The organism is Kosakonia sp. HypNH10 (genome assembly GCF_029850615.1).
GTDB classification, from domain to species: domain Bacteria; phylum Pseudomonadota; class Gammaproteobacteria; order Enterobacterales; family Enterobacteriaceae; genus Kosakonia; species Kosakonia cowanii.
On sequence record NZ_JAOTIU010000007.1, the window covers coordinates 134,682 to 159,892 of the forward strand.

The following is a 25,211-nucleotide window of genomic DNA, read 5'->3' on the forward strand; positions in this document are numbered from 1 at the left end:
ATAGTCATAATGACATTATAATTTTGAATGGATTTTAAAAAATATATCAATATCAAAATGATAAAAAGCTGGCACGCCTCTTGATATAGCCATGTATCACATTGAGAAACTGCACAGGACTACGATCATGGCGATTCACGTAAAAAACAACATTCACTGGGTAGGACAGCGCGACTGGGAAGTCCGCGATTTTCACGGCACCGAATACAAAACCCTGAAGGGCAGCAGCTATAACAGTTACCTGATCCGCGAAGGCAAAAACGTGCTGATCGACACCGTCGATCACAAATTCAGCCGCGAGTTCGTGCAGAACCTGCGTGGCGAAATCGATCTGACGATGATCGACTACATCGTCATTAACCACGCTGAAGAGGATCACGCGGGCGCGCTGACGGAGCTGATGTCGCACATCCCCAATACGCCGATCTACTGCACCCATAACGCAATCGACTCGATTAACGGACATCATCACCACCCTGAATGGAATTTCCATGTGGTGAAAACCGGCGATACGCTGGATATTGGCAACGGCAAACAGCTGATCTTTGTCGAAACGCCGATGCTGCACTGGCCCGACAGCATGATGACCTACCTGACCGGCGACGCCGTGCTGTTCAGCAATGACGCCTTCGGCCAGCACTACTGCGACGAACATCTGTTCAATGATGAGGTGGATCAGGCCGAGCTGTTTGAGCAGTGCCAGCGCTACTACGCCAATATCCTCACCCCCTTTAGCCGCCTGGTAACGCCGAAAATTACCGAGATCCTCAGCTTTAACCTGCCGGTGGAGATGATTGCCACCTCCCACGGCGTGGTGTGGCGCGATAACCCGACGCAGATTGTTGAGTTGTATCTGAAATGGGCGGCGGATTATCAGGAAGATCGCATCACCATTTTCTACGACACCATGTCGAACAACACCCGCATGATGGCCGACGCCATCGCCCAGGGGATTACCGAAGTCGATCCGCGCGTGGCGGTGAAAATCTTTAACGTCGCGCGCAGCGATAAAAACGACGTGCTCACCAATGTCTTCCGCTCCAAAGGGGTGCTGGTCGGCACGTCGACGATGAACAACGTGATGATGCCGAAGATCGCCGGGCTGGTGGAGGAGATCACCGGCCTGCGTTTTCGCAATAAGCGCGCCAGCGCCTTTGGCTCCCACGGCTGGAGCGGCGGCGCGGTCGATCGCCTCTCAACGCGTTTGCAGGATGCCGGGTTTGAAATGTCTCTCAGCCTGAAAGCGAAATGGCGGCCCGATGTCGATGCGCTGGAGATCTGCCGCCAGCACGGGCGCGACATTGCCCGCCAGTGGGCGCTCGCTCCGCTGCCGGAACCGCTCAGCCAGCCCGCCGCGCAGGCCGCCTGTGGCTGCGCAGAATCAGCCGCCGATCTCGGCCCGCGTATGCAGTGCAGCGTCTGCCAGTGGATTTATGACCCGCAAACAGGCGAGCCGATGCAGGATGTCGCGCCGGGTACGCCGTGGTCTGAAGTGCCGGACTCCTTCCTCTGCCCGGAGTGCTCCCTTGGCAAAGTGGTGTTTGACGAACTGGCTGTGGAGGCAAAATGAGCGCCGGGATTGTGATTATCGGCTCGGGCTTCGCCGCCCGCACGCTGGTGAAAAATATCCGTAAGCTGGACAGCCAAGTGCCGCTGACGCTGATTGCCGCCGACGGCATGGAAGATTACAGCAAGCCGGAGCTGAGCCATGTGATAAGCCAGGCGCAGCGCGCTGAGGATCTGATCCGCCAGACAGCGGGCGACTTCGCCGAGCAGTTTAACGTGCGCCTTTTCCCCTACACCTTTGTCACCGCCATCGATCCCCATGCGCAGGTGGTGAAAAGCGCCGACAGAAGCTGGCAGTACGATAAGTTAGTGCTGGCAACCGGGGCGAAAGCGTTTGTGCCGCCGCTGCCGGGGCGTGAAATGATGCTCAACCTCAACAGTTTGCAGGAGTACCACGCCTGCGAAGAGCAACTGCGGGCGGCAAAGCGGGTGCTGATTGTCGGTGCCGGGCTGATTGGCTGTGAGTTAGCGATGGATTTTCAGCGCGCGGGCAAAACCGTCACCCTGCTGGATAACGCCGCCAGCATCCTTCCGGCGCTGATGCCGCCGGAGGTGAGCGCTCGCCTGCAACACTGCCTGACGGCAAGCGGCGTGCGCCTGCTGCTCGCATCAAAGCTGGCGCGGCTTGAGGCTCGGGAGAGTGGCGTGCGGGCGCGACTGGATGATGAGCGCAGTGTCGATGCCGATGTGGTGGTCGCCGCCACCGGCCTGCTGCCGCACACCGCACTGGCGCAAGCTGCCGGGCTGGAGACCCGCCGCGGAATTGTCGTCGACGCAACGCTGCAAACCAGCCATCCGCATATCTTCGCGCTGGGCGACTGCGCCGAAATCCACGGTCAGGTGCTGCCCTTCCTGCAACCCATTCAGCTCAGCGCCATGACGCTGGCGAAAAACCTCACCGGCAGCTCATCGCAACTGACGCTGCCGCCGATGCTGGTGAAGGTGAAAACGCCTCTGATGCCGCTGCATTTGGCGGGCGAAACCTCGCGCGCCGACCTATGCTGGAGCATCGCTACCGATGCCGCAGGCATGGTGGCGAAAGGGATCGACATTGATGATAAGCTGCGCGCTTTTGTGGTCAGTGAAGATCGCATGAAAGAGGCCTTTGCGCTGCTGAAGGCGCTGGGGCAATAGCCCGCGCGGCCGCCACCAGCCCCTGGCCGAAGGCGATGCCGCCATCCCCGGCCGGAAGCTGGTGGGGAAAGAGCAGCGTGAAATCGGCCAGGTAGTGCTGTAAGCGGGCTTTGAGCAGGCGGTTATGCAGCACGCCGCCGCTGAAAACCAGCGTCGTAATGCCGCGCTTTCGAGCCTGCTCGCGCGCAAGCCCGGCAAAGCCGCACGCCAGCGCATCGTGGAATGCCCACGCCCGCGCGGAGGGTAGAGCCTGCCAGCCCAGCCACGTCTGCCAGAAGGTCGCCAGATCGAGCCGGTTCCCGCAAAGCGGCATTTTCACCGGGTGCTCAACGTTTTCCGCCTTTGCCGCCAGCGCTTCCAACTGGCAGGCGGCCTCCCCTTCATAGCTCAGGTGTTCTGGCGCGCAGCCGAGCGCGCAGGCTAGCGCATCAAACAGACGCCCGCAGGATGAGGCCAGCGGCGCGTTGATGCCGCGCGCGATTGCTCGCTCCAGCACCGGCCAGTTCTGCTGTTGGATAAGCGCCGTTTCCGGGTACGCCTGCCACCTCTCAACAAAGGCCAGCATCTGCGCCAGCAAGTTGCGCCACGGCTGACGCGCGGCGAGATCGCCCCCCGGCAGCGCCACAGCTGGCAGGCCGCCGAGATGCTCGCAGTCGCGGTAGTTAACCCGCAAACACTCCCCGCCCCACAGCGCACCGCCCTCGCCCATGCCGATGCCATCAAGGGTTATGGCAATTACGTCCCCGCCGTCGAGCGGCCAGCTATACTCGCCAAGGCAGGCGGCGGCGTGGGCGTGGTGATGCAGCACGGTGTGAACCGGTAGTCCCGAACGATCCGCCCATGCACGAGTGCGGTAAGCGGGATGCGCGTCCACCACCACCTGCTGTGGCGTGAAATCGTAGATCTGCTGCATCAGGCGCAGGGCGTTTTGCCACTGCGCCTCGACGCCCTCATCGGTTAAATCACCGAAATGCTGCCCCGGCACGGCACGATCGCCGCGCAGCAGGCAGAAGGTATTTTTCATCTGCGCGCCGAGGCAGAGCAGCGGCGGAATATCGCGAAAGCCCGGCGGCAGCGGCAGCGCATCGGGTACATAGCCCCTGGCGCGCCGCAGCATCTCACCGCTCGCCCGCACCACGGAGTCATCCATACGCTGCACAATGTCGCGATTATGCAGCAGAAAACCATCGACTATCGACGCCAGCTCGGCCTGCGCGGCAGCGTTGGTGAGTGCGGGCGGTTTACCGCTGAGGTTGCCGGAGGTCATCACCAGCGGGCGCTGCAACGCCTGCGCCAGCAGATGCTGCACCGGGTTTGAAGGCAGCATCACACCAGTCTCATCAAGCCCAGGCGCAATGGCATCGCACAGGCCGCTGACGCTTGCGCTCTCCACCAGCACAATCGGTGCCGCAGGCGTGGCCAGCAGGCGCTGCGCTTCAGGGGAGAGCCCGTCGCTTGACGCCAGCATCACCGCCAGCGGTTTGGTCGGACGCTGTTTTCGCGCGCGCAGATAGAGCACGGCGGCCTCGTTGCCCGCATCGCAGACAAGATGGAAGCCGCCGATGCCTTTCACCGCCACCACGCCGCCGCTTTTGATTAGCGCCACCGCCATCTGCAACGCCTCTTCGCCCGCTGCCCGGTAGCTCGCATCATGCCAGCTCAGTTGTGGGCCGCATTCCGCGCAGGCCACCGGCTGGGCGTGAAATCGCCTGTCCAGCGGATTGCGATACTCCGCTTCGCACTCCGGGCAGAGGGGAAACGCCGCCATCACCGTCAACGGGCGGTCATAGGGCATGGCATGAATGATGGTAAAACGCGGCCCGCAGTGGGTGCAGTTGATAAAGGGGTAACGGTAACGGCGCCCGGCGGGGTCGAACATCTCGGCCAGGCAATCAGGACAGGTTGCGGCATCGGGAACAATCTGCGTATCCATTGCCCCGCCCGCGCTGTCGCGGATGGTGAAGGCCTGCGGTAAAACAGGCCAGTGAAAGGGGTGCTGCTCAACGCGATCGATGCGCGCCAGTGGCGGGCAGCGCTGGTGCAGAAGGCGGATAAAAGCCTGCGCGTCGCCAGCGAGGCGTATCTCTACCCCCTGCGCGTCGTTACAGACATCGCCGTTCAGCGCCAGCTGCTGCGCCAGCTGCCAGACAAAGGGGCGGAAGCCCACCCCCTGCACTTTTCCGTAAACGCGTAAGCAAACCCCAGGGCTTTGGCTCATATCATCATTGCAGCGCCGCATCGCGCAGGCGCGTCTTCATCTGTTGATAGGTGCGCTGAGTGTACGCTTCGGCCCAGGGCTGATCGTTGATCGCACTCACCCGTACCGCGCAATATTTGGTCTCCGGCGTTTTCGATATCGGATCCAGATTATCCTGCGTCAGCTCGTTACAGGCACCGATCCACCACTGGTAGGTCATATAGACGCTGCCCTGGTTGATGCGCTCGCTGACATCCGCGCGGGTGATCACCTTCCCGCGACGCGACTCTACCCACACCAGCTGACGGTCGCGGATCCCCAGCGCATTGGCATCCTGCGGGTTGATCTGCACAAAGCCCGGCTCATCGGCGAGGGTTTGCAGCGCCGCGCAGTTGCCAGTCATTGAACGGCAGGAGTAGTGCCCCACTTCGCGCACGGTACAGAGCACCAGCGGGAATTCGCTGTCCGGGCGCTCGGCGGGCGCACGCCACGGTGCGGCGAAAAGGTGGCCTTTGCCATCCGGCGTATCAAACTTGTTGTCGTGGTAAAGGTAAGGCGTGCCGGGGTGATCGAGGGTCGGGCACGGCCACTGAACATGGCCCATATCGCCCATCTTCTCGTAGGTGACGCCGTAAAAGAGCGGGCAGAGTTCGCGCAGCTCGTCCCAGATCTGCTGATTGTTGTCGTAGTGCATCGGGTAGCCCATCTCGGTGGCGATCAGGCTGATAATCTCCCAGTCACGTTTGACGTTATAGGTCGGCTCAATCGCTTTTTCGAAGCGCTGGAAACCGCGGTCGGCACAGGTAAAGACGCCGCCATGTTCGCCCCACGAGGTGGCGGGCAGCAGCACGTCTGCCTGCTCGGCGGTTTTGGTCATAAAGATGTCCTGCACCACGATAAAGTCGAGGGCCTCAAAGCCTTTACGCACCAGGCCCAGGTCCGCTTCGGTCTGGAGCGGATCCTCGCCCATGATGTAGTAGGCTTTCACTTTGCCCTCCAGCGCCAGGTGCGGCACTTCGGTAATGCGCACGCCCACCTGGTCATCCATCACCGCCGGATCGATCCCCCAGGCAGCGGCGAATTTCGCCCGTACCTGTGGGTCAACCACATCCTGATAACCGGGGAACTGGTTGGGGATGACGCCCATATCGCACGCGCCTTGCACGTTATTTTGCCCGCGCACCGGGCCGACGCCGACATGCTCGCGGCCGAGGTTGCCGGTGAGCAGCGCAAGGCTCGATAACCCTTTCACCACATCGACCGCCTGACCAAACTGCGTCACGCCCATGCCCCACATAATGGTGGCCGACGGCGCGGCGGCAAAGGTGCGCATCGCCTGGCGTACCTGTTTTGCCGGCACGCCGGTGAGGTGTTCCACCGCTTCCGGGGCGTACTCTTTTACCGTTTCACGGTAGGCATCCAGCCCGGTGGTAAAGCTGGCGACATAATCTTTGTCATACAGCTCCTCTTCAAGCAGCACATAGCCAAAGGCGTTGACCAGCGCCATATTGCAGCCATTTTTCAGTTGCAGATGCTGGTCGGCGATGCGCGCTGTCTCAATACGACGCGGGTCACAGACAATAATTTTCGCGCCATTTTGCCGCGCTTTAATCACTCTTCGCGCCACGATCGGGTGTGAATCGGCGCAGTTGTAGCCAAAAATAAGCAGGCAGCGGGAGTTTTCAATATCACTGATGGAGTTACTCATCGCGCCGTTGCCGAGGGTCTCCTGCAACCCGGCAACAGAGGGGCCATGGCAGACGCGGGCGCAGCAGTCGACATTGTTGGTGTTGAGCACGCCACGGGCGAACTTCTGCATCACATAGTTGGTTTCATTCCCCGTCCCGCGTGATGAACCGGTCGTCATAATGGCGCGCGGGCCGAACTGGGCTTTGATTTCGCTAAGGCGCTTAGCGGTGTAGCGGATCGCTTCATCCCAGCTGACCGGGGTGAGCTTGCCCCCTTTCTGATAGCGGATCATCGGTTGCGTCAGGCGCGGGGTGAGCAGCTTGGTGTCGTTGAGGAAATCCCAGCCGTAGTAGCCTTTCAGGCAGAGTTCATTCTGGTTGGTATGGCCGTCGGCAGCTTCCGCGCGGATGATTTTTCCGTCATCAACAACCAGTTTCAGTTTGCAGCCCGCGCCGCAGTATGGGCAAACACTTGTGATCTTCTTCATCAGTAACAGACCTGTTAAAAGTGAAAGTAAAGGGGTTAGAAGGTAATGGAGAGCGAACTATCGAGCGCGGCGCGACGCCGTTTATCCGCGCTCATCTGCTCCAGCACATTACGATCGATGCAGACCAGCGCCTTGGTCGGGCAGGCCTGAATGCAGGCCGGGCCGCTCTCGCTGTGGTGGCAGAGATCGCACTTGTTGGCTTCGGCTTTTTCCGCCCGCACATTGAGGCCCGCGCCGCTGTGGCGAATAACCGGACGCACCACCACCTCCATCGCGCCATAGGGGCAGGCCACCACGCAGGTTTTGCAGCCGATGCAGCGCTCCTGCATCACATGCACAAAACCTTCATCGCGGCGGATGGCGCCGTTCGGGCAGACATTGGCACAGGGTGCGTCTTCGCACTGACGACACATGGTTGCCGTCGACACATTGACGCCTTTCACCACGTGAATACGCGGCAGGAAGGTTTCCGGGGTGAGCGCCGCGCAGTCGCGATCCGCCTGATGGGAGACCACGCAGGCCACCTCACAAGTACGGCAGCCGATGCATTTTGCGGCGTCGGCCATAATAAATCGGTTCATCATTTTCTCCAGCTAAGAGCCTTGTCCCGCTGAAGTATTCATAAAGCGTGCCACTTTTTAAGTGGCTGAATTTAATGATGTTAGTAAAAGCGCAGCGCTGTCATCGACAGAAGTGTCGATGACGGCTGACACCTCAGGCGCAGGGGCCGCTGGTGATGGAGTCGCGCAGGATCAACTCGCCGGGAAAGGTGGATTGCAGGGTAAAGTCACCGCCATCGAGCATAAAGATCAGGCGGTTGATGGTCTCTTTGATCATGCCGGTGACCGGGATTTTGACGCTGGAGAGCGCCGGCACGGTGAAGGGGGCCATGGCGATATCATCAAAGCCCACTACCGAAACCTGGCCGGGTATGGCAATGCCGCTGTCATGCAACTGCTTGATGGCACCTACCGCCATGTCGTCATTGCTCGCCACCAGCGCGCTGAAAGAGACCTTGCGATCCAGCAGTTCACGCACGCCGAGCGCGCCGCTTTGTGGTGTCCATTTCCCTTCGACAATCAATTCGTTACGTACCGCAATGCCCTGCTGTAGCAGCGCATCTTTATAGCCGGATAAACGCTCAATACCGGTGGGTGAATCGAGCGAGCCAGTGATCAGCGCAATATCGCGATGGCCGCGCGCAATCAGAGCCGAGACCGCCTGCTGGCTGGCGGCGTGCTGATCGCAAAAGACGCAGTGGCTGAGGTTTTTTCGCAGGCGGCGGTTGAGCACCACAATCGGCTGAGGGTGGCTGTCGATGATCGCATCCAGCTCGTCGACGCTGAGAAAACGCGGGTAGATGATGACGGCGTCGCAGCGCAGATCGAGCAGGTACTGGATCGCCTGGCGCTCCTCTTCCGCGCTGTGTTTGCCGTCTGCCAGCAGCAGCTGACGCCCTTTGTCTTCGGTCATGCGCGCCGCGTGGGAGAGCAGTTCGCTGAAGTAGACGCCGTGGTAAAGGGTGTTGGTGACCACTAAGCCCAGCGTCTGGGTGGTGCTGCTGGCAAGGCTGCGCGCCAGCAAGTTTGGCCGGTAGCCGCTCTCGCTAATCGCCTGAAAGACGCGGCTTTTTGTCTCCTCGCTGACATAGCCTTTGCCCGTCAATACGCGTGAAACCGTGGCTTTCGACACTCCTGCCCGCTTCGCCACCTCCTGCATTGTCGCCATCTGTCCTGCTCCTGCAAATGTCCTGTGGCGAAGTGTACTTCAGCCACGAGGCGTATTGAAACAGTTAACCATCCGGTAAAAAGCGCGCGTTTGTGATTATCCGGTGATCTTCATCACGCTTTGAAAAAGTGCTTATTTTTAGGTCTTGTTTCCCTCACATAAACTCATCATGATTTTGTGGAACCGGTTACCTATTTCATGTTTCATCGCCGCCTGGGCGTGCGATAAGTCATTACCCTATTGATTAAACAGGATAAAAAACAATGGCTAAGAACTATGCGGCGCTTGCCCACTCGGTGGTAGATGCGCTGGGCGGTGTCGATAACATTGCCGCCGTAACGCACTGCATGACGCGCCTGCGCTTCGTGGTGAAAGATGAAACGCGCATCGACAGCGCCACTCTGAAAAGCATCAGCGGCGTGATGGGCGTGGTACGCAACGACAACCAGTGCCAGGTGATTATCGGTAACACGGTTTCGCAGGCGTTTCGTGAAGTGGTCAGCCTGCTGCCGCAGAATATGCAGCCCGTCGAGACGCAGACCAAACAAAAACTCACCTTGCGCCGCATCGGCGCGGGCATTCTCGATGCGCTGATCGGCACCATGTCGCCGCTGATCCCGGCGATTATCGGCGGGTCGATGGTCAAACTGCTGGCAATGGTGCTGGAGATGTCCGGCGCGCTGCCAAAAGGCTCCTCCACCCTGACGATCCTGACGGTGATCGGCGACGGTGCCTTCTTCTTCCTGCCGCTGATGGTTGCCGCCTCGGCGGCGGTAAAATTCAAAACCAATATGTCGCTGGCGATCGCCATTGCCGGTGTGCTGGTGCACCCGAGCTTTATTGAGCTGATGGCGAAAGCGGCGCAGGGCGAGCACGTCGAGTTCGCCCTGATCCCGGTGACCGCGGTGAAATATACCTACACGGTGATCCCGGCGCTGGTGATGACCTGGTGCCTCTCCTACATTGAGCGCTGGGTCGATCGCATCACCCCGGCGGTGACGAAAAACTTCCTCAAGCCGATGCTGATCGTGCTGATTGCCGCGCCGCTGGCGATTGTGCTGATTGGCCCGCTCGGGATCTGGATCGGTAGCGCCATCTCCGCGCTGGTTTACACCATTCACGGCTATCTCGGCTGGCTCTCGGTTGCCATTATGGGCGCGCTGTGGCCGCTGCTGGTGATGACCGGTATGCACCGCGTCTTTACGCCCACTATCATTCAGACCATTGCCGAGACGGGCAAAGAGGGGATGGTAATGCCGTCGGAAATCGGTGCGAACCTCTCCCTTGGCGGCTCGTCGCTAGCGGTGGCGTGGAAAACGAAAAACCCGGAGCTGCGCCAGACAGCGATGGCGGCGGCGGCCTCGGCGATCCTCGCCGGCATCTCCGAACCGGCGCTCTACGGCGTGGCGGTTCGCCTGAAACGCCCGCTGATCGCAAGCCTGATTAGCGGCTTTATCTGCGGCGCGGTGGCCGGTATCGCCGGGCTTGCCAGCCACTCAATGGCGGCACCGGGGTTATTTACCAGCGTGCAGTTCTTCGATCCGGCAAACCCGATGACCATCGTCTGGGTGTTTGGCGTGATGGCGCTGGCGGTGGTGCTGTCGTTTGTGCTGACGCTGCTGCTCGGCTTTGAGGATATTCCGGTCGAAGCGGAGAAAAACGCACCGACGGCGCAGCCGGTAACGGTAAAAGAAGCACAAGCCTGATTAATAGAGCGAGGTAACGCATGGCTGTTTTTCCGCAAGGATTTTTATGGGGCGGCGCACTGGCCGCCAACCAGTCGGAAGGGGGATATCTGGAGGGCGGCAAAGGGCTGACCACCGTCGATATGATCCCGCACGGCGCGAACCGTCTGGCGGTGAAACTGGGGCAGGAGAAGCGTTTTGCCCTGCGCGACGATGAGTACTATCCCAGCCATGAGGCGATCGATTTTTACCATCGCTACAAAGAGGATATCGCGCTGATGGCGGAGATGGGCTTTACGGTGTTCCGCACCTCGATTGCCTGGAGCCGTCTCTACCCGAAAGGCGATGAATTAACGCCGAATGAAGAGGGGATCGCCTTCTATCGCGCGGTGTTTGAAGAGTGCAAAAAGTACAATATCGAACCGCTGGTGACGCTGTGCCACTTCGATGTGCCGATGCACCTGGTGACGGAGTATGGCTCCTGGCGCAACCGCAAAATGGTGGAGTTTTTCACCCGCTATGCGCGCACCTGTTTTGAAGCCTTCGACGGGCTGGTGAAGTACTGGCTCACCTTTAACGAAATCAACATTATGCTGCACAGCCCCTTCTCCGGTGCCGGGCTGGTGTTCGAAGAGGGCGAAAACCAGGATCAGGTGAAGTACCAGGCCGCGCACCATGAGCTGATTGCCAGCGCGCTGGCGACCAAAATCGCCCATGAGGTGAACCCGCAAAACCAGATGGGCTGCATGCTGGCGGGCGGTAACTTCTACCCCTACTCCTGTAAACCGGCCGATGTCTGGACGGCGCTGGAGAAGGATCGCGAAAACCTCTTCTTTATCGATGTGCAGGCGCGCGGCAGCTACCCGGCCTACTCCGCACGCGTCTTCCGTGAGAAAGGGGTGCAGATTGTTAAAGAAGATGGCGATGATGAAATCCTGAAAAACACCGTCGATTTTGTCTCCTTCAGCTACTACGCCTCGCGCTGCGCCTCGGCGGAGATGAACGCTGCCAACACCAGCGCAGCGAATATCGTCAAATCCCTGCGCAACCCACATGTTGAAGTAAGCGAATGGGGCTGGGGTATCGATCCGCTTGGCCTGCGCATCACCATGAACATGATGTATGACCGCTATCAGAAGCCGCTCTTTTTGGTAGAGAACGGGCTGGGGGCGAAAGATGAGGTCGATGCCAACGGCGAGATCCATGACGATTACCGCATCAGCTACCTGCGCGAGCATATCCGCGCGATGGGCGATGCGATTGAAGATGGCATTCCGGTGATGGGTTATACCAGCTGGGGCTGCATCGATCTGGTGGCGGCTTCCACCGGCGAGATGAGCAAACGCTACGGCTTTGTCTATGTCGATCGCGACGACCAGGGCAACGGCACGCTGGCGCGCAGCCGCAAGAAATCCTTCTGGTGGTATAAGAAGGTGATCGCCAGCAACGGCGCGGATCTCGACTGATCCTGACGGCAGCGAAAACACCGCTTTTCGCTGCCGTTTTATTTCACATATTCCTGGTTTTCCTGCCAGTAACGTGACAACGCTCACATCTATGCCAGGCTTAAACACGTGTCTACATAACGTTTAAGGAGCAAGCATGGCAGAGCAAAACACTAAACGACCTTTAGCGCCGCACTACCCGACCCCTCCTTTTGCCGAGCAACCGCAAACGCCGCCTGGCCTTGCCAGCAAGATGATCCCGGTGCCGGATCATGGCGAAACCAGCTATCGCGGTTCTGGCCGTTTGACCGGACGTAAAGCACTGATCACCGGGGGTGACTCCGGTATCGGGCGCGCTGTCGCCATCGCCTATGCCCGTGAAGGGGCTGACGTGGCGATTAACTATCTGCCGGAAGAGGAGTCCGATGCGGCAGAAGTGATCAAACTGATTGAAGCAGAAGGCCGCAAAGCGATTGCCATTCCGGGCGATATCCGCTCCGAAGCCTTCTGCCAGCAGCTGGTAGAGGAAGCCGTTAAAGGCCTTGGCGGGCTGGATATTCTGGTGAACAACGCCGGTCGCCAGCAGTTCAACGAATCGATCCTCACCCTGTCGACGGAAGATTTCGACGCCACCTTTAAGACCAACGTCTACGCGATGTTCTGGATCACCAAAGCGGCGGTGAAACACCTGCCGGAAGGGGCGAGCATTATCAACACCTCTTCGGTGCAGGCTTATCAGCCAAGCCCGATCCTGCTTGATTACGCCCAGACCAAAGCCTCGATTGTCGCCTTTACCAAATCTCTGGCGCAGCAGCTGGGCGAGAAAGGTATTCGCGTCAATGCCGTCGCACCGGGTCCTTACTGGACACCGCTGCAATCAAGTGGCGGTCAGCCGCAGGAGAAAGTGCAGCAGTTTGGTGCCAGCGCACCGCTGAAACGCCCCGGTCAGCCGGTTGAGATCGCACCGCTGTACGTAACGATGGCGTCGCCGGAAAGTAGCTACAGCTCCGGCCAGGTGTGGTGCTCCGACGGGGGTACCGGTACGTTGTAAGGATTGCCACAATCCTGCATCTCGTGGTCGCCGCCCGGCGGCCACGTCCGCTTCACCCCTCCTCTCAACAGGACATAACAGACCGTGAAGAACGCGCAATACACCTCTCCCGTGCGGGAAAATGGCTTTGTCGAGGCGGGCGATTATGCGGCCATCGGCGAGGGTCGCTCCGTGGCGCTGATTGCGCCGGATGGTTCGATTGACTGGTGGTGCGCGCCCAATCTTGATTCGGCCCCGCTGTTTGACCGCCTGCTCGACCCCGATATCGGCGGTTTTTTTCAGCTTGAGCCGGATGCGCCCTACAGCGTGACGCGGCGCTATCGTGATGACAGCAATGTGCTGGAAACCACCTTCACCACCGACAGCGGCAAAGTGCTAATCACCGAATCGATTAACAGCACGCTGGCGGGCCGCCTGCCGTGGAGCGAGCTGGCGCGGCGCGTTGAAGGCCTTGAGGGGGAGGTGAAGATGACGCTCTCCCTGCGCTTTGGCACGCGGGCGGAAACCTGCTCGCCGTGGCTTAACGAAACCGCTCACGGCAATGTCTACCATATTGCCGATCTGATGGCGATGCTGCGTACCAGCGAGGATGTGGCGATCGTCGATGTTGATGATGAGCAGATCCACGGCACCTTTACGACCTCGCCTGAGAGCCGCACGCTGGTGGCGCTGCTGGTGACGGAGAAGGAGCCGCTGACGGTGCCGGACCTCGCGGCGATTGATGAGCGGATCGAGACCAGCCACACCGCATGGGTCGACTGGTCAAAAAGTCTCAGCTACCGCGGGGCGTATGAAAATCATGTCGGGCGCTCGGCGCTGGCGCTGAAGTTTCTCTGGTACTCACCGACCGGTGCCCTTGCCGCAGCGGCAACGACGTCGATTCCGGAAGGGGTCGGCAAAGAGAAAAACTATGACTACCGCTATGCCTGGGTGCGCGATGCCTGTCTGATTATTAAAGCCTTCGCCTTTCTCGGCGCGCTGGAGGAGTGCAAAGCCGCCTTCTCCTGGTTATCAAAAACGATTATTCGCCACGGTGTGCGCCTCCACGCTTGCTATACGCTGGAGGGCGAAGCGGTGCCCGCCGAGACCTATCCGCCGCTGCGCGGTTACAAAGATTCACGCCCGGTGCGCGTCGGCAATAACGCCCGCGATCAGCTCCAGCTGAGTATGTATGGCGACATGCTGGCGACGGCGCAGCTGTTTGTTAACGCCGGGCATGTGCTGGATCTGCGTACGTCACGTTTACTGGGCGAACTGGCGAACTGCTGCGCCGATCACTGGCGGCAAAAAGATTGCGGCATCTGGGAACTGCCTGAGCACCAGCACTATACCCATTCCAAAATGGCCTGCTGGCTGGCGCTCGACCGCGCGGTGGAGATGGCGCACGAGAAGCATATTGAGCCGACCTGGGTGGGGCGCTGGGAGCGCGAGCGCGACCGTATTCGCGACTGGGTTGAGGAGCACTGCTGGTCTGAGCGCAAGCAGGCCTACCTCTTTTACCCGCAAAGCGAGGATCGCCTCGACGCGTCGCTGGCGCTGGTGCACCGCTATGGCAACAGCGTTAATCCGCAGCGCATGTTATCCACCTACCGCGCCATCCGCGAGGAGTTGGGCGACGGCTGCGCCATGACCTACCGCTACAGCGGCGTGCGGGAGGAGGAGAACACCTTCGTCGCCTGTTCGTTCTGGCTGGCGGAAGCCTGGGCGGCAATGGGCGAGATCGAGTGCGCGAAAACCGCAATGGAGGAGATCCTTGAGTGCATCTGCGATAAAGGCAACGTCGAAACCTTCAACGAGATGTTCGACGTGCGCACCGGAAAATGGAGCGGCAACCTGCCGCAGGGGTTGAGCCACCTGGCGCTGATCTGCGCCGCGCAGGCGATAACGGAGCATTCGTAAGAGGTTGATGAGCCTTGCGTTATCCGACCAAGTTAAGCATGTGGCGCGCCTCATGCTCAATTAACCACTTTTTGCGGGCAATGCCGCCGCCATAGCCGGTCATGGTGCCATTTTTACCGATAATACGGTGGCATGGGAGCACTATTGCCACCCGGTTGGCACCATTCGCCGCCGCGACCGCCCTCACCGCCAGCGGTTTATCGATACGCTCGGCAAGGCATTGATAGTGCGTTGTTTGGCCATATGGCACATCCTGCAAGCCTTGCCAGACGAGGCGTTGAAAGGTGCTGCCCGGCAGATCTAATGCCAGATCAAAATGGCGGCGCTGGCCTGCAAAATAGTCGCTTATCTCCTTTTCGGCCTGCCGCGTATGCTCATTCTCGCCGGCAAGAATACGGGCATTAAGCAACCGTTGCAGATCGCTAAACTCGGTTTCAAGCATACGTCTGTCGACAAACTCAAGCAGGCAAACCCCGCGCGCGGTAGCGCAGACAAACATTGGACCCAGCGGCGTCGTGAAGCGGTGGATCATGATGGTCTGCCGCCCTTCGCTCGGCGCGGCACCGGTGAGTTTTTTATAGGTGTAACCGAACCCGCTCAGCGATTCATACCCACTGTCGAAAGCCACATCTGTGGCGCTGCGACCGCCTTTAAGCTCCTGCAACGCAACGTTGACGCGCATCATCCGCTGAAAGGCCTGAAACGTCATGCCGTGGTGTTGTATAAACCAGCGCCTGACACGCTCCGGGCTGATATTCCGTTCACGCAGCTGCGTATCACTGATGCGGGATTTCAGGTTATTACGCACCAGCGTAACCGCCTGCTCAATAAAGTCTGGCGCAGAGCAGGCATTTTCTGTTGGTCGGCACACTTTGCACGGTCGGAAACCCGCATCCAGCGCCGATTTCATATCGCTATAAAACTCGACATTTTCCCGCTTCGGCTTACGCGCCCGGCAGACAGAGATGCAGAACACACCGGTGGTTTTAACGCCGACGAAGAACACGCCCGTGTACTCCGAGGCGCGGTCAAGCAGCGCCTGATACCAGTTCGCGCATTGAACAGGATCACTGATTTTCATCGCAGAAAATCTCCTCAAAAAGCTGCTTCTGCTGGATGCCTGAGAGTAACGTTTTTAGCCGGGCCTGTATCGCTTGATGCAGGAAATTTCCTGTTGATATCCGCCGTACTCCCCAGCGTGAGAGTTCAGTAATATCAGCCAGCCCCGGTACGGCCATCACATTGAGCGGCAGCGCAACCTGTCTGGCAATGGTGATGATATCCGTGTCCTGTTTTACCCCCGGCACAAACAACCCATTGGCACCGTGGCCTGCATAGAGTTCGCCACGCCGCAGCGTTTCCTGCAGGGCATCATCGACCTCAAGCAGAAAGGTATCGGTACGGATATTGAAAAAGAAACCCGCGGGCAGCAGGCCGACAAGGGTTTGCAACTTACGCGCGAAAAGTAGGGGATCAACCAAAGATCGTATGCCGTTGACCACCTGGCTATCTTCCAGATTGATACCGACCACGCCCAGTGCGATTAACTGCTGGATATTTTGCGCAATCTCTTCGGCAGAACGGCCATAACCCGCTTCCAGATCGACGCTCAATGGTAAGTCGCTCACGGCGCGAATGCGCTCGACTATAAAGAGCAGGTGTGCGAAGAGCATTGCCTCGCCATCGGCATAGCCGAACTGTGCGGCGATAGCGGCACTTGAAGTACCTAATGCCGCATAGCCCGCCTGCTCCGCCGCCTGGGCACTGCTTGCATCCCAGACGTTAGCTAACAGTAAAGGGCAAGGTTGTTGATGAAGGTCGTTGAACGTCATGGTCGTCTCCGGTGATGTTGTTGAGCCGAGTCTGACGTTTAGAGCCATAGACGCACAACCGAAAATCGGACGACCATTTTTACCCTGAGCGGGCGCGGTTTATTGCCGGATGGCGGCTGCGCCTTATCCGGCCTACGAAGACGAGGGGCGGCGATCGGGGGCAGTTAAAGATGTTAGGTGTTTTCGAGAAGAAGGTGACGGTACGCGATTCTGTAAAAGCAGAAGCTTTTTTAATTTTGCGACTTTTTCATCGAATACTTTGAGATTTTGACTCTGCCTATACCCGCACAAAAAGTGTGATTATCTCGGCAATTTATAACAACCGAGAGCATAAAGATGGAAACCAGGGAAGGCTTTGAAAGAGCGTTAACATGTGGGGAAGTTGTGCTGGCACGCTCTATATATGGCAATTCAATTTTTTATAACGACGTCAAAGTACATTGTGACAGTTACTTTCCATTCGGATTACAAGATCCGGCTTATGCTATGGCCCCCAATGGAGAGCTGTGGTTTCGAAAAGAGGGTTATTTATCCGACTTCTCGCAAGGAAATGATGAATCTCAGCATACTTTCATACATGAAATGGCTCATGTCTGGCAGCACCAGAAAGGTATGTGGGTAAGGTTGAGCGGCCTTTTTAGCGGAGTTGCTGATTATACATACCGCCTTGATGGTAAGAGGTTGCTCCATCACTACACGATGGAACAGCAAGCATCCATCATTGCTGATTATTGGTTGCTTCGAAAACTAGGGTATTCCAGATGGATTAAAAACGTACGCCTTATCAATTTCAGGGGTGTAACAAATAAGACTGTCCTGCCAGAATACGAATATGTTCTTTCACACTTTTTAAACCAAAGGTAATAGCCAATGAAAAAAATGGTGTTAGTAAGCCTGTTAGTATTATCGCTTGCAGCCTGTCATCAGAACCCACAGCCTCCGCAGCTACGGGCTAAGGCTGTTACCGTCGCGAATAATGTTTGTGTTCTTGTTCAACCCGAAGGCGATGAAAAAGTGGCGATTGTCAAAATCTCAGAAGTCGGGAATCCGCAAAATGCGTTTGAAAAATATGATATCAACGATACAGCGGCCAGCTCTGATAGTTGCATGCCGACTTATGGCTATAAGTTTGAAAAAGGGCACTCCTATAACTTCACCGTGTACCTCGACTCAGACGAAAAAAGAGAGAAAGCGATAATCCCCTCTTCACGCATATTCTCTGTAGGCTTTGCCGTTCAGGATAATGACGGTAATACAGAAATATTTAGCGATAACTGATTTTGAGCCCAGTGGCTGGGCTCATATTTATTCTCTTACGGGTAAATCGCCATCAGTACACTGCGCTTATCCTGCGAGAAGATATTGAAATCATCACTTAGCGCCGGATTTTTTGTTAATAAACGCTGCTTAACCGCCGGAAATTTATCGTCGTTGGTAAAAAACAGCGCCATCAGATAATCCATATTTTCAATATGATTACTTTCCGATTCGCTGATTACACGTTGATAGCACGCATCATCTTTTTTACCCAGACGCTCTTTGAGCATGCACTCTTGCAGCAATAATGATGGATTAGCGTTAGCTCTGTTAACAGGCTCAAGGTAAGTGAGCGATTTCTGATAGTCGCCTCTGGAAGCAAGCAGACTGGTATAACTGCGAATAACGTTCACATTTTCAGGATTTTTGCGCGCGAGCTTGTCGAAATCCTCTAACACGGCAGTTTTATCCGCATCCTCTGCCAGCGTGTACTTTTTCACCAGCTCAGAGGCTTGCTGTGTGGGCTCCGCTATCGCGGGTGCGCTGAGAAAAAGGATTACGAGTAATGTTGTCACACCACTGATACGCATTGAGCTCTCCTTGCTTTAAAACGAGACATAACCTTACAGCACATCGCTTTGCACAACAAAGAGAGGGATATGCCTTATCCGGCCTACAGACGATTTGGGTTGCGTAGGCCTGATAAGCGCAGCGCCATCAGGCAGTAATCTGCTGCATTGCCGGATGGCGGCTGACGCCTTATCCGGCCTACAAAGGCGACGACTTTGGGCGCGAATGGTGGCGATCGAGACCGTTAAAGCTGGGGCCAGCACAGTGGTTGGTGTCTGGATATGTTGCAACCATCCACCGGAAAGCCATACGCGGTATAGCGCGGCAGCCTCAAATCTGAAAAGCCACCCGTTTACCGGTGGGCAACGTTATATCAATGGTTAACTCGCCGCCCAGCGCCGCAACATAGCGTTTAAGGGTTGAGAGACGCGGATCGTTGCCCGGCTGCTCTATTTTGGCAAGCGTTGGCTGCTTCACCCCCATCAGACTGGCAAGCTCCGTCTGGGAAATGTTCAACTCTTCACGAAGCTGGCTTAACACAATGCTGCGTCGTAACTCATCAACCCGCTCTTCAATGCGCGCCAGACTTTCAGGACTTCGTTTCGCTAATAGTTCGTCTAAGGTTGCCATAATAACTCCTTATTTCGCATATGCTTGCTGAACTCTGCGTCGGCAATTTTAATCATCTCTTTATAAAACCGCTTCTCGTTAAAACCCCGTTCCCTCATAGCTTTTTTGCTATGGGGAAAATTATAGCCTGCAAGCTATGTAAGCAAGATATCGTTGGTTATTTCACAAGCGTACCGACATTTTTCTTCTCATCCTTGCACACCAAACACCCTGAACAGCGCCCCTCTTCCCTCTTCAGTAATCGTCACTTCACGATAACCCGGTGTGCGCTGTAGCCAGCCGCGTTGTTCGAAGGCGATAAGCAGCGCAGCACCGGCATCGCCGCCGAGATGAAAGCGGCGCTCGCTCCAGTCGAGGCAGGCGCTGCAAGGTTTACGCCGGGTGTGCGGGTCGAGCGCTACGCCGAGTTTCGCAAGCTCACGCTTGCCGGTTTCGGTTACCGCATCTCCCGCGTCGTTGATCCACCCATCTCGCTGCATCACGCTGTAAATGCCAACGGCGATCTCGCCGGCGAGGTGATCGTAACAGGTGCGTGCCCGGCGTAGCGCCAGCGGCGTGCGGGTGACGGGCGCTTTTGCGCCGCGCATCGAGACCCCCATCATATTTTCCAGCAGCCCGGCGACGTCGCTGCCCGCCAGCCGGTAGTAGCGATGCCGCCCCTGTGAGACGCAGACCAGCAGCCCGCTGTTTAGCAGTTTGGTTAAGTGCGCGCTGGCCGTTGACGCGGCGATATCAACCACTGCGCACAGCTCCGTTGCGGTCCACGCCCGCCCATCCATCAGCGCGCAGAGCATCCGCGCGCGCGACGGTTCCGCCATGGCGCTGGCGATGGCGGCAAGAGCGCTCTCCAGCGCAGGCGGTGAATTGTCGGCAGGTAAACTCATGCTTTTGAAACGTCCCAATGTTGTGTCACCTTGTGCGCCAGTGGATCATTATCGGTGAGCAGGATCAAGCGATTATCGTGATCGCTGTACTGCACCTCAATGTTGATCCCGGCGTTTGCCAGCGCGCGCGCAATCTCACCCAACTCGCCCGGCCTCTCCTGCTTTAGTTTGCGGATAAGCGGCTTTCTGACGCTCTGCACTGCAAAGCCTGCCGCCTTCAGCACCTGCCCTGCGCGCTCACCCTCTTCCACCAGAAAATGAGCATGGCACTGCGCCTCAAAGGTAAACACCCCGCCGCCTTCAAGACCGACACCATTGCTACCCAGCGTTCTGCCAAGTGCCGCCAGCGCACCGGGTGCGTTATCCAGCACAACGTGAAGATCGTACATATCAGGCTCTCCTGTCGGTCGAGGTGTAGTCGCGAAACACCTGCGCGACGCGAATGCGGTAGAACGAAAAGATGGTGCGCTGCCCTTCCGCCTGCGCGGCCTGGTGCAGGACGTTTTGCTTCCAGGCGATCACCGCCGCCTCATCGCGCCACCAGGAGAGGGACAAAATCTTCCCCTCCGTGCTCAGGCTTTGAAAGCGCTCAATGGTGATAAAGCCGTCAATCTCCGCAAGCTGCGGCTTAAGCTCTGCGGCAAGCTGCAAATAGCGCGGCTGCTCGCCAGGCGCTATATCCGCTTCAAATAACACTGCGATCATAGGTTACTCCCTCCACTGTTCCGTCTCGCCAGTGTTATGCAGCGCGCGGCGCGATGCTTCGCCCGGCAACGAAATGTCGCCGCAGCCCCCTCTTTTTTAGGAGTGATTTAGCTCGCACTTTTCCATGAAACCGGTTGCGGCAGTGCGTCACCAGGCTAGCATGAAACCGGTTTCACCCAGTTACACCTACTCAGTTTCCGATAATAAAAGGTAAATAAAAATGGCCGTTATCAGGGATTACAATAAGTTAGCGAGCGATATCCTGCGGGAGGTTGGCGGTGAAGAGAACATCAGCAACTTCTCCCGCTGCGCCACACGACTGCGCCTCGTCCTCAATGAAACGCCCGCCACGGCGAAAAGCAATGTGCAGAGTCTGCCCGGCGTGATTGCGGTCGTTGAGAGCGGCGGTCAGTTTCAGGTGGTGATTGGTACTCACGTCGCCGATGTTTTTAACGCCCTGAGCGGCATGGTGAAAGAGCGCGGCGATGACGCGCCGCCAGCCAAAACGCGCTGGCTCGATGCGGTGATCGCCACCATGTCGGCGGTGTTTGCCCCGATCGTCTATATTCTTGCCGCCGCCGGGATTTTACAGGGTTTGTTGATCCTGCTCGGCCTTGCGGATGCGGATATCAAATCCACCGGCACCTTTGCGGTGCTCAACTTTATGTCCTGGACGCCGTTTGCCTTCCTGCCGGTGTTTATCGCTATCACCGCCGCGCGCCACTTTAAGTGCAACCCCTTTATTGCCGTGCTCTGCTGCTGTGCGCTGATCAACCCGGAGTGGACGGCGCTGGCGGGCAAAATCGCCGCCGGTAACGAAGTGAAGTTCCTCTTCTTCCCGCTGGCGGAAACGGTTTATACCTCGTCGGTGCTGCCGCCGTTGTTCCTCGTCTGGGCGCTGTCGTGGTTTGAGCGCCGGGTGGAAAAGTGGTTGCCGGAGGTGATAAGCCCGCTCTTTACGCCGCTTATCTGTTTTGTGGTGATTGTGCCGCTGACGCTGATTGTGATTGGGCCGCTGACCAGTTGGGCGGCGATTGGCGTGGCAAATGGCTACAACGCCCTGTTCCATGCCGCTCCGGCGCTGGCGGCAGCAATTATTGGCGGCGTCTGGCAGGTGATTGTGATTTTTGGCGTTCACTGGGGCATTACGCCGGTGATCATGGCCAACTTCGACACCCAGGGGTATGACTCCTTCCAGGCTTACCAGACCATCGCGGTGATTGGTCAGATGGCAGCAGTCTTCGGCGTGTTTATCAAAAGCCGTAACAAACAGCTGAAAGCCACCTCGCTGTCGGCGGGCGTGACGGCCATTTTTGGTATTACCGAACCGGCGATTTACGGCGTCACGCTGCGCTTTAAAAAGCCCTTTATCTGCGGCTGTATTGGCGGTGCCATCGGCGCGGTGGTCGCCAGCCTGTTTGGCAGCCTTTATTATGCTTATGCCGCGCTGCCGGGCCTCTTTACGCTGGTGAACGCCATCAGCACCGATGCGCCGATGTCCTTTATTGGCGAGCTGGCCGGTGCCGGGACGGCGATTGTGCTCACCGTGGTGATGGTGCAGTTTGTTGGCTTTGACGATCCGGTTGAAGAGACGCCCGCAGAGCAGAAACCGGCGACGGTTACCGTTGGCACACTGCAAATGCTCAGCCCGATTAAAGGCGAAGTGATTGCGCTGGAGAGCGTGAAAGATGAAGCTTTTGCCGGCAAAGTGCTGGGCGATGGCATCGCGATTGTCCCCGCCGAGGGAAAAGTGGTCGCGCCGTGCGATGCGCAGGTCGCGACATTAATTGACTCCCATCACGCTATCGGCCTGATCTGTGACAATGGCGCAGAATTACTGATCCATGTTGGCCTGAATACCGTTAATTTACAGGGGCAATACTTTACGCCGCTGGTGAAAGAGGGCGACCGGGTGACCGCAGGCACGCCTCTGCTGGCATTCGATAAGGCGAAAATTGAGCAGGCCGGGTATGATTTAACAACGCCGGTGCTGGTGGTGAACAGCGATGAGTTCACGCTTACTCACCATCAGTCACAAGGTGCCGTCACGGCGGGAGCGCCGCTGATGTCGCTGGCCTGACAAGAGAGATAACACGAGCGAGGATGAAGAATGGTAACGATACTGGATGTCGCACGGCTGGCAGGCGTCTCCAAAGCGACGGTATCGCGCGCGCTGAACGGCAAAGTCTTTGTCCGCGAAGAGGTTAAAGCCCGCATTATGCAGGCGATTGACGAAACGGGTTACAAGCCAAACCAACTGGCGCGCAACCTTGCCAATAATAAAACCAACTCCGTCGGTCTGGTGATCACTAACGGGCTCTACAACGGCCCGTTCTTCTCCAGCATGATTTACCATGCGGCGACCGACAGCGAAATGCACGGTCGGCAGTTGGTTCTGGCGGATGGAAAACACAGCGCGCAAGAGGAGCGGGACGCTATCGACCTGCTGCTGTCGCTGCGCTGTGAAGCGATCCTTATCTACCCGAAATACCTGACCGTCGACGAGCTGGATGAGATTATCGATACCAGCGAGACGCCGATTGTGGTGATCAACCGCGAGCTGACCCGCAACCGCAGCCAGTGCGTATTTGTTGACCACCAGCAGAGCAGTGAAAGGATGGTGGCCTACCTGCTGGCGCAGGGGCATACGCGTATTGCCTTCGTCGCCGGTTCCGAGGGTTCGCCCACCGGCGACAGCCGTCTGGCGGGGTATCACCAGGCGCTGCGCAACGCCGGAATCGAGCCTGACCCGCAGCTGCTGGTGCGCGGAAGCTGGAGCACCGACAGCGGTTATGACGCCGGGCGCGAGTTGCTGGCGCGCAATGTGCCGTTCAGCTGCGTGCTGGCGGGGAATGACGATATGGCGATTGGCGTGGCGAAAGCGTGTCAGGAGGCCGGGCTGCGCCTGCCGCAGGATGTATCCCTTGCCGGGTTCGATGATTCGGTGATTGGCAAATATTACAACCCGGCGCTCACCACCCTGCATGTGCCGATGGATGAGATGATCCGCCACGCGGTGGCGATCCTGTTGTTGCCGGACGAAACGCCCCCACGCGCCCATCAGGGCGAGTTGGTGTGCCGCGAGTCGGTGGTTAAGGTTGGGTAATACCGGATTTTTGTGGGCCGGATATCCGGCAATGCCGCCGACAAATGCCTGATGGCGCTACGCTTATCAGGCCTACGCAAACCGAAGCGGTTGAGAGTTTTGTAGGCCGGATAAGGCGGGAGCCGCCATCCGGCAATACCGCCGACAAATGCCTGATGGCGCTACGCTTATCAGGCCTACGCAAACCGAATCGGTTGATAGCTTTGTAGGCCGGATAAGGCGTCAGCCGCCATCCGGCAGTGCCGCCGATTAACGCCTGATGGCGCTACGCTTATCAGGCCTACAAATACTTATCACGCCGACAAATACCGAATCGTTTGCTACGCGCCGATGCTGTTTAATGTTTCCAGCGCCTCGTGCGGCAACACCAGCTTCGCGCTGGCGAGGTTCTCCTGCAAATGCTGCGGAGAGGAGGTGCCCGGGATCAGCAAAATATTGGGCGAACGCTGTAACAACCACGCCAGCGCCACCTGCATTGGCGTTGCATCAAGCTCTGCCGCCACCGCATTCAGCTCGCTCGATTGCAGCGGTGAAAAACCGCCAAGCGGGAAGAACGGCACAAAGGCAATGCCCTGCTCATTCAGACTATCAATTAGCGCGTCATCCTGGCGGTTCGCCACGTTATAGAGATTCTGCACGCAGGCAATAGACGTCATTTTCTGCGCATCCGCCACCTGCTTTGCCGTCACGTTACTGAGGCCGATATGGCGAATCAGCCCGCGATCTTTGAGCTTAATTAAGGTCTCCAGCGGTGCCTCCAGCGACCCTTCCGCCGGGCCGTGGGCACTAAACATCGCGCGCAGGTTCACCACATCCAGCACATCAAGCCCGAGATTGCGCAGGTTATCTTCCACCGCGCGGGTCAGCTCTTCGTCGCTAAAAGCAGGCAGCCAGTTGGCTTTCTCGTCGCGGCGCGCGCCGACTTTGGTGACAATCGTCAGGTTATCCGGATAGGGATGCAGCGCCTGTTTGATCAATTTATTGGTGACGTGTGGGCCGTAAAAATCACTGGTATCAATATGATTAACCCCGGCGGCCACCGCATCGCGCAGCACCTGCAGCGCGCGCGCTTCGTCGGCCGGCGGGCCAAACACGCCAGGGCCTGCGAGCTGCATTGCACCATAACCCAGACGACCCACTTCGTTGTCGCCCAGACGATAAGTCAGCGAAAGTTCAGACATAGCATTGCTCCTGTGTGTTAAGTCAGTCGATTGTAGGCGGCGCGTCTGGAGGCGGCAATGCACCTTTTGTGCGAAGGGTAAAGGCGCTCCTCAAGCCATGGATATATAACGCAATCGTTACAAGAAATGTCTACACTTGAGAAAACGGGCCTTCTCGAGGATGTC

Annotated in this window: 22 protein-coding genes; 10 read left to right on the forward strand and 12 right to left on the reverse strand. The window is 57.8% G+C overall.

Going from position 1 to position 25,211, the window contains the following annotated elements; translation table 11 throughout:
• The first annotated feature begins 127 nt into the window (after positions 1-127).
• Both norV and norW read left to right on the forward strand, forming a co-directional pair.
• Positions 128-1,570, forward strand: a complete 1,443-nt coding sequence (gene norV, locus N7V53_RS18680; protein WP_279794426.1) for an anaerobic nitric oxide reductase flavorubredoxin — start codon at positions 128-130, stop codon at positions 1,568-1,570.
• A complete protein-coding gene (gene norW / locus N7V53_RS18685; protein ID WP_279794428.1) occupies positions 1,567-2,700 on the forward strand; it encodes an NADH:flavorubredoxin reductase NorW in 1,134 nt (377 codons plus the stop codon). The genes norV and norW overlap by 4 nt, the downstream gene beginning before the upstream one ends.
• Here norW and hypF read toward each other — a convergent pair.
• From hypF to N7V53_RS18705, 4 genes are all read right to left on the reverse strand, one after another.
• Positions 2,645-4,918: a carbamoyltransferase HypF gene (gene hypF, locus N7V53_RS18690; RefSeq protein ID WP_279794430.1), complete on the reverse strand. Its 2,274-nt coding sequence runs from the start codon at positions 4,916-4,918 to the stop codon at positions 2,645-2,647. The genes norW and hypF overlap by 56 nt on opposite strands.
• Positions 4,919-4,922: 4 nt before the next feature.
• Positions 4,923-7,073 carry a formate dehydrogenase subunit alpha gene (fdhF, locus tag N7V53_RS18695; RefSeq protein WP_279794432.1) on the reverse strand — a complete coding sequence of 717 codons (2,151 nt, stop codon included), beginning with the start codon at positions 7,071-7,073 and terminating at the stop codon, positions 4,923-4,925.
• A gap of 35 nt (positions 7,074-7,108) precedes the next feature.
• The gene (hydN, locus tag N7V53_RS18700) at positions 7,109-7,654 is read right to left on the reverse strand and encodes an electron transport protein HydN (protein WP_023480526.1); all 546 of its coding nucleotides are present in this window, start codon (positions 7,652-7,654) and stop codon (positions 7,109-7,111) included.
• Between the two features lie 133 nt (positions 7,655-7,787).
• A complete protein-coding gene (locus N7V53_RS18705; protein WP_279794434.1) occupies positions 7,788-8,801 on the reverse strand; it encodes a LacI family DNA-binding transcriptional regulator in 1,014 nt (337 codons plus the stop codon).
• Positions 8,802-9,064: 263 nt separating this feature from the next.
• Here N7V53_RS18705 and ascF point away from each other — a divergent pair, with 263 nt between their 5' ends.
• From ascF to N7V53_RS18725, 4 genes are all read left to right on the forward strand, one after another.
• Entirely contained in the window at positions 9,065-10,507 is a 1,443-nt protein-coding gene (gene ascF / locus N7V53_RS18710; protein ID WP_023480614.1) for a PTS cellobiose/arbutin/salicin transporter subunit IIBC, read from the forward strand.
• A gap of 20 nt (positions 10,508-10,527) precedes the next feature.
• Positions 10,528-11,952, forward strand: a complete 1,425-nt coding sequence (locus N7V53_RS18715) for a 6-phospho-beta-glucosidase (protein ID WP_279794437.1) — start codon at positions 10,528-10,530, stop codon at positions 11,950-11,952.
• 136 nt (positions 11,953-12,088) lie between these two features.
• Positions 12,089-12,982, forward strand: a complete 894-nt coding sequence (locus tag N7V53_RS18720) for an SDR family oxidoreductase (protein WP_023480577.1) — start codon at positions 12,089-12,091, stop codon at positions 12,980-12,982.
• Between the two features lie 84 nt (positions 12,983-13,066).
• Positions 13,067-14,881 carry a glycoside hydrolase family 15 protein gene (locus N7V53_RS18725; RefSeq protein WP_279794439.1) on the forward strand — a complete coding sequence of 605 codons (1,815 nt, stop codon included), beginning with the start codon at positions 13,067-13,069 and terminating at the stop codon, positions 14,879-14,881.
• Positions 14,882-14,900: 19 nt separating this feature from the next.
• On the opposite strand, the gene N7V53_RS18730 is transcribed toward N7V53_RS18725, so the two are convergent.
• Together N7V53_RS18730 and N7V53_RS18735 are read right to left on the reverse strand one after the other, a co-directional pair.
• Positions 14,901-15,962, reverse strand: a complete 1,062-nt coding sequence (locus N7V53_RS18730) for a methylated-DNA--[protein]-cysteine S-methyltransferase (RefSeq protein WP_279794440.1) — start codon at positions 15,960-15,962, stop codon at positions 14,901-14,903.
• Positions 15,949-16,713 carry an isocitrate lyase/phosphoenolpyruvate mutase family protein gene (locus N7V53_RS18735; protein ID WP_279794441.1) on the reverse strand — a complete coding sequence of 255 codons (765 nt, stop codon included), beginning with the start codon at positions 16,711-16,713 and terminating at the stop codon, positions 15,949-15,951. Before N7V53_RS18735 ends, N7V53_RS18730 begins: the two co-directional genes overlap by 14 nt.
• 336 nt (positions 16,714-17,049) lie before the next feature.
• Here N7V53_RS18735 and N7V53_RS18740 point away from each other — a divergent pair, with 336 nt between their 5' ends.
• The gene (locus N7V53_RS18740; protein ID WP_034813591.1) at positions 17,050-17,577 is read left to right on the forward strand and encodes a hypothetical protein; all 528 of its coding nucleotides are present in this window, start codon (positions 17,050-17,052) and stop codon (positions 17,575-17,577) included.
• Between the two features lie 6 nt (positions 17,578-17,583).
• Positions 17,584-17,991: a putative T6SS immunity periplasmic lipoprotein gene (locus N7V53_RS18745; RefSeq protein ID WP_279794443.1), complete on the forward strand. Its 408-nt coding sequence runs from the start codon at positions 17,584-17,586 to the stop codon at positions 17,989-17,991.
• Positions 17,992-18,026: 35 nt separating this feature from the next.
• Here the strand turns inward: N7V53_RS18745 and N7V53_RS18750 are convergent, their stop codons facing one another.
• The 5 genes from N7V53_RS18750 to N7V53_RS18770 all read right to left on the reverse strand — a co-directional run bounded on the left by N7V53_RS18750 (position 18,027) and on the right by N7V53_RS18770 (position 20,759).
• Positions 18,027-18,560 (reverse strand): hypothetical protein, encoded by a 534-nt coding sequence (locus tag N7V53_RS18750; protein ID WP_279794444.1) that lies wholly within the window; start codon positions 18,558-18,560, stop codon positions 18,027-18,029.
• Positions 18,561-18,870: 310 nt separating this feature from the next.
• On the reverse strand, positions 18,871-19,170 hold the full coding sequence (locus tag N7V53_RS18755; RefSeq protein ID WP_124967434.1) for a helix-turn-helix transcriptional regulator: 300 nt from the start codon (positions 19,168-19,170) through the stop codon (positions 18,871-18,873).
• A 188-nt stretch (positions 19,171-19,358) separates the two neighbouring features.
• Complete coding sequence (locus N7V53_RS18760; protein ID WP_279794446.1) at positions 19,359-20,054, reverse strand: winged helix-turn-helix domain-containing protein; 696 nt, start codon at positions 20,052-20,054, stop codon at positions 19,359-19,361.
• Positions 20,051-20,443 (reverse strand): amino acid-binding protein, encoded by a 393-nt coding sequence (locus tag N7V53_RS18765; protein ID WP_279794447.1) that lies wholly within the window; start codon positions 20,441-20,443, stop codon positions 20,051-20,053. Before N7V53_RS18765 ends, N7V53_RS18760 begins: the two co-directional genes overlap by 4 nt.
• A gap of 1 nt (position 20,444) precedes the next feature.
• Positions 20,445-20,759: an antibiotic biosynthesis monooxygenase gene (locus N7V53_RS18770; RefSeq protein ID WP_200581210.1), complete on the reverse strand. Its 315-nt coding sequence runs from the start codon at positions 20,757-20,759 to the stop codon at positions 20,445-20,447.
• 220 nt (positions 20,760-20,979) lie between these two features.
• On the opposite strand from N7V53_RS18770, the gene N7V53_RS18775 reads away from it, so the two are divergent.
• Together N7V53_RS18775 and N7V53_RS18780 are read left to right on the forward strand one after the other, a co-directional pair.
• On the forward strand, positions 20,980-22,839 hold the full coding sequence (locus tag N7V53_RS18775; RefSeq protein ID WP_279794448.1) for a beta-glucoside-specific PTS transporter subunit IIABC: 1,860 nt from the start codon (positions 20,980-20,982) through the stop codon (positions 22,837-22,839).
• Positions 22,840-22,869: 30 nt separating this feature from the next.
• Positions 22,870-23,865 carry a LacI family DNA-binding transcriptional regulator gene (locus N7V53_RS18780; RefSeq protein ID WP_279794449.1) on the forward strand — a complete coding sequence of 332 codons (996 nt, stop codon included), beginning with the start codon at positions 22,870-22,872 and terminating at the stop codon, positions 23,863-23,865.
• Between the two features lie 320 nt (positions 23,866-24,185).
• On the opposite strand, the gene N7V53_RS18785 is transcribed toward N7V53_RS18780, so the two are convergent.
• Positions 24,186-25,046 (reverse strand): aldo/keto reductase family oxidoreductase, encoded by an 861-nt coding sequence (locus tag N7V53_RS18785; protein WP_279794450.1) that lies wholly within the window; start codon positions 25,044-25,046, stop codon positions 24,186-24,188.
• Positions 25,047-25,211: the final 165 nt, after the last annotated feature.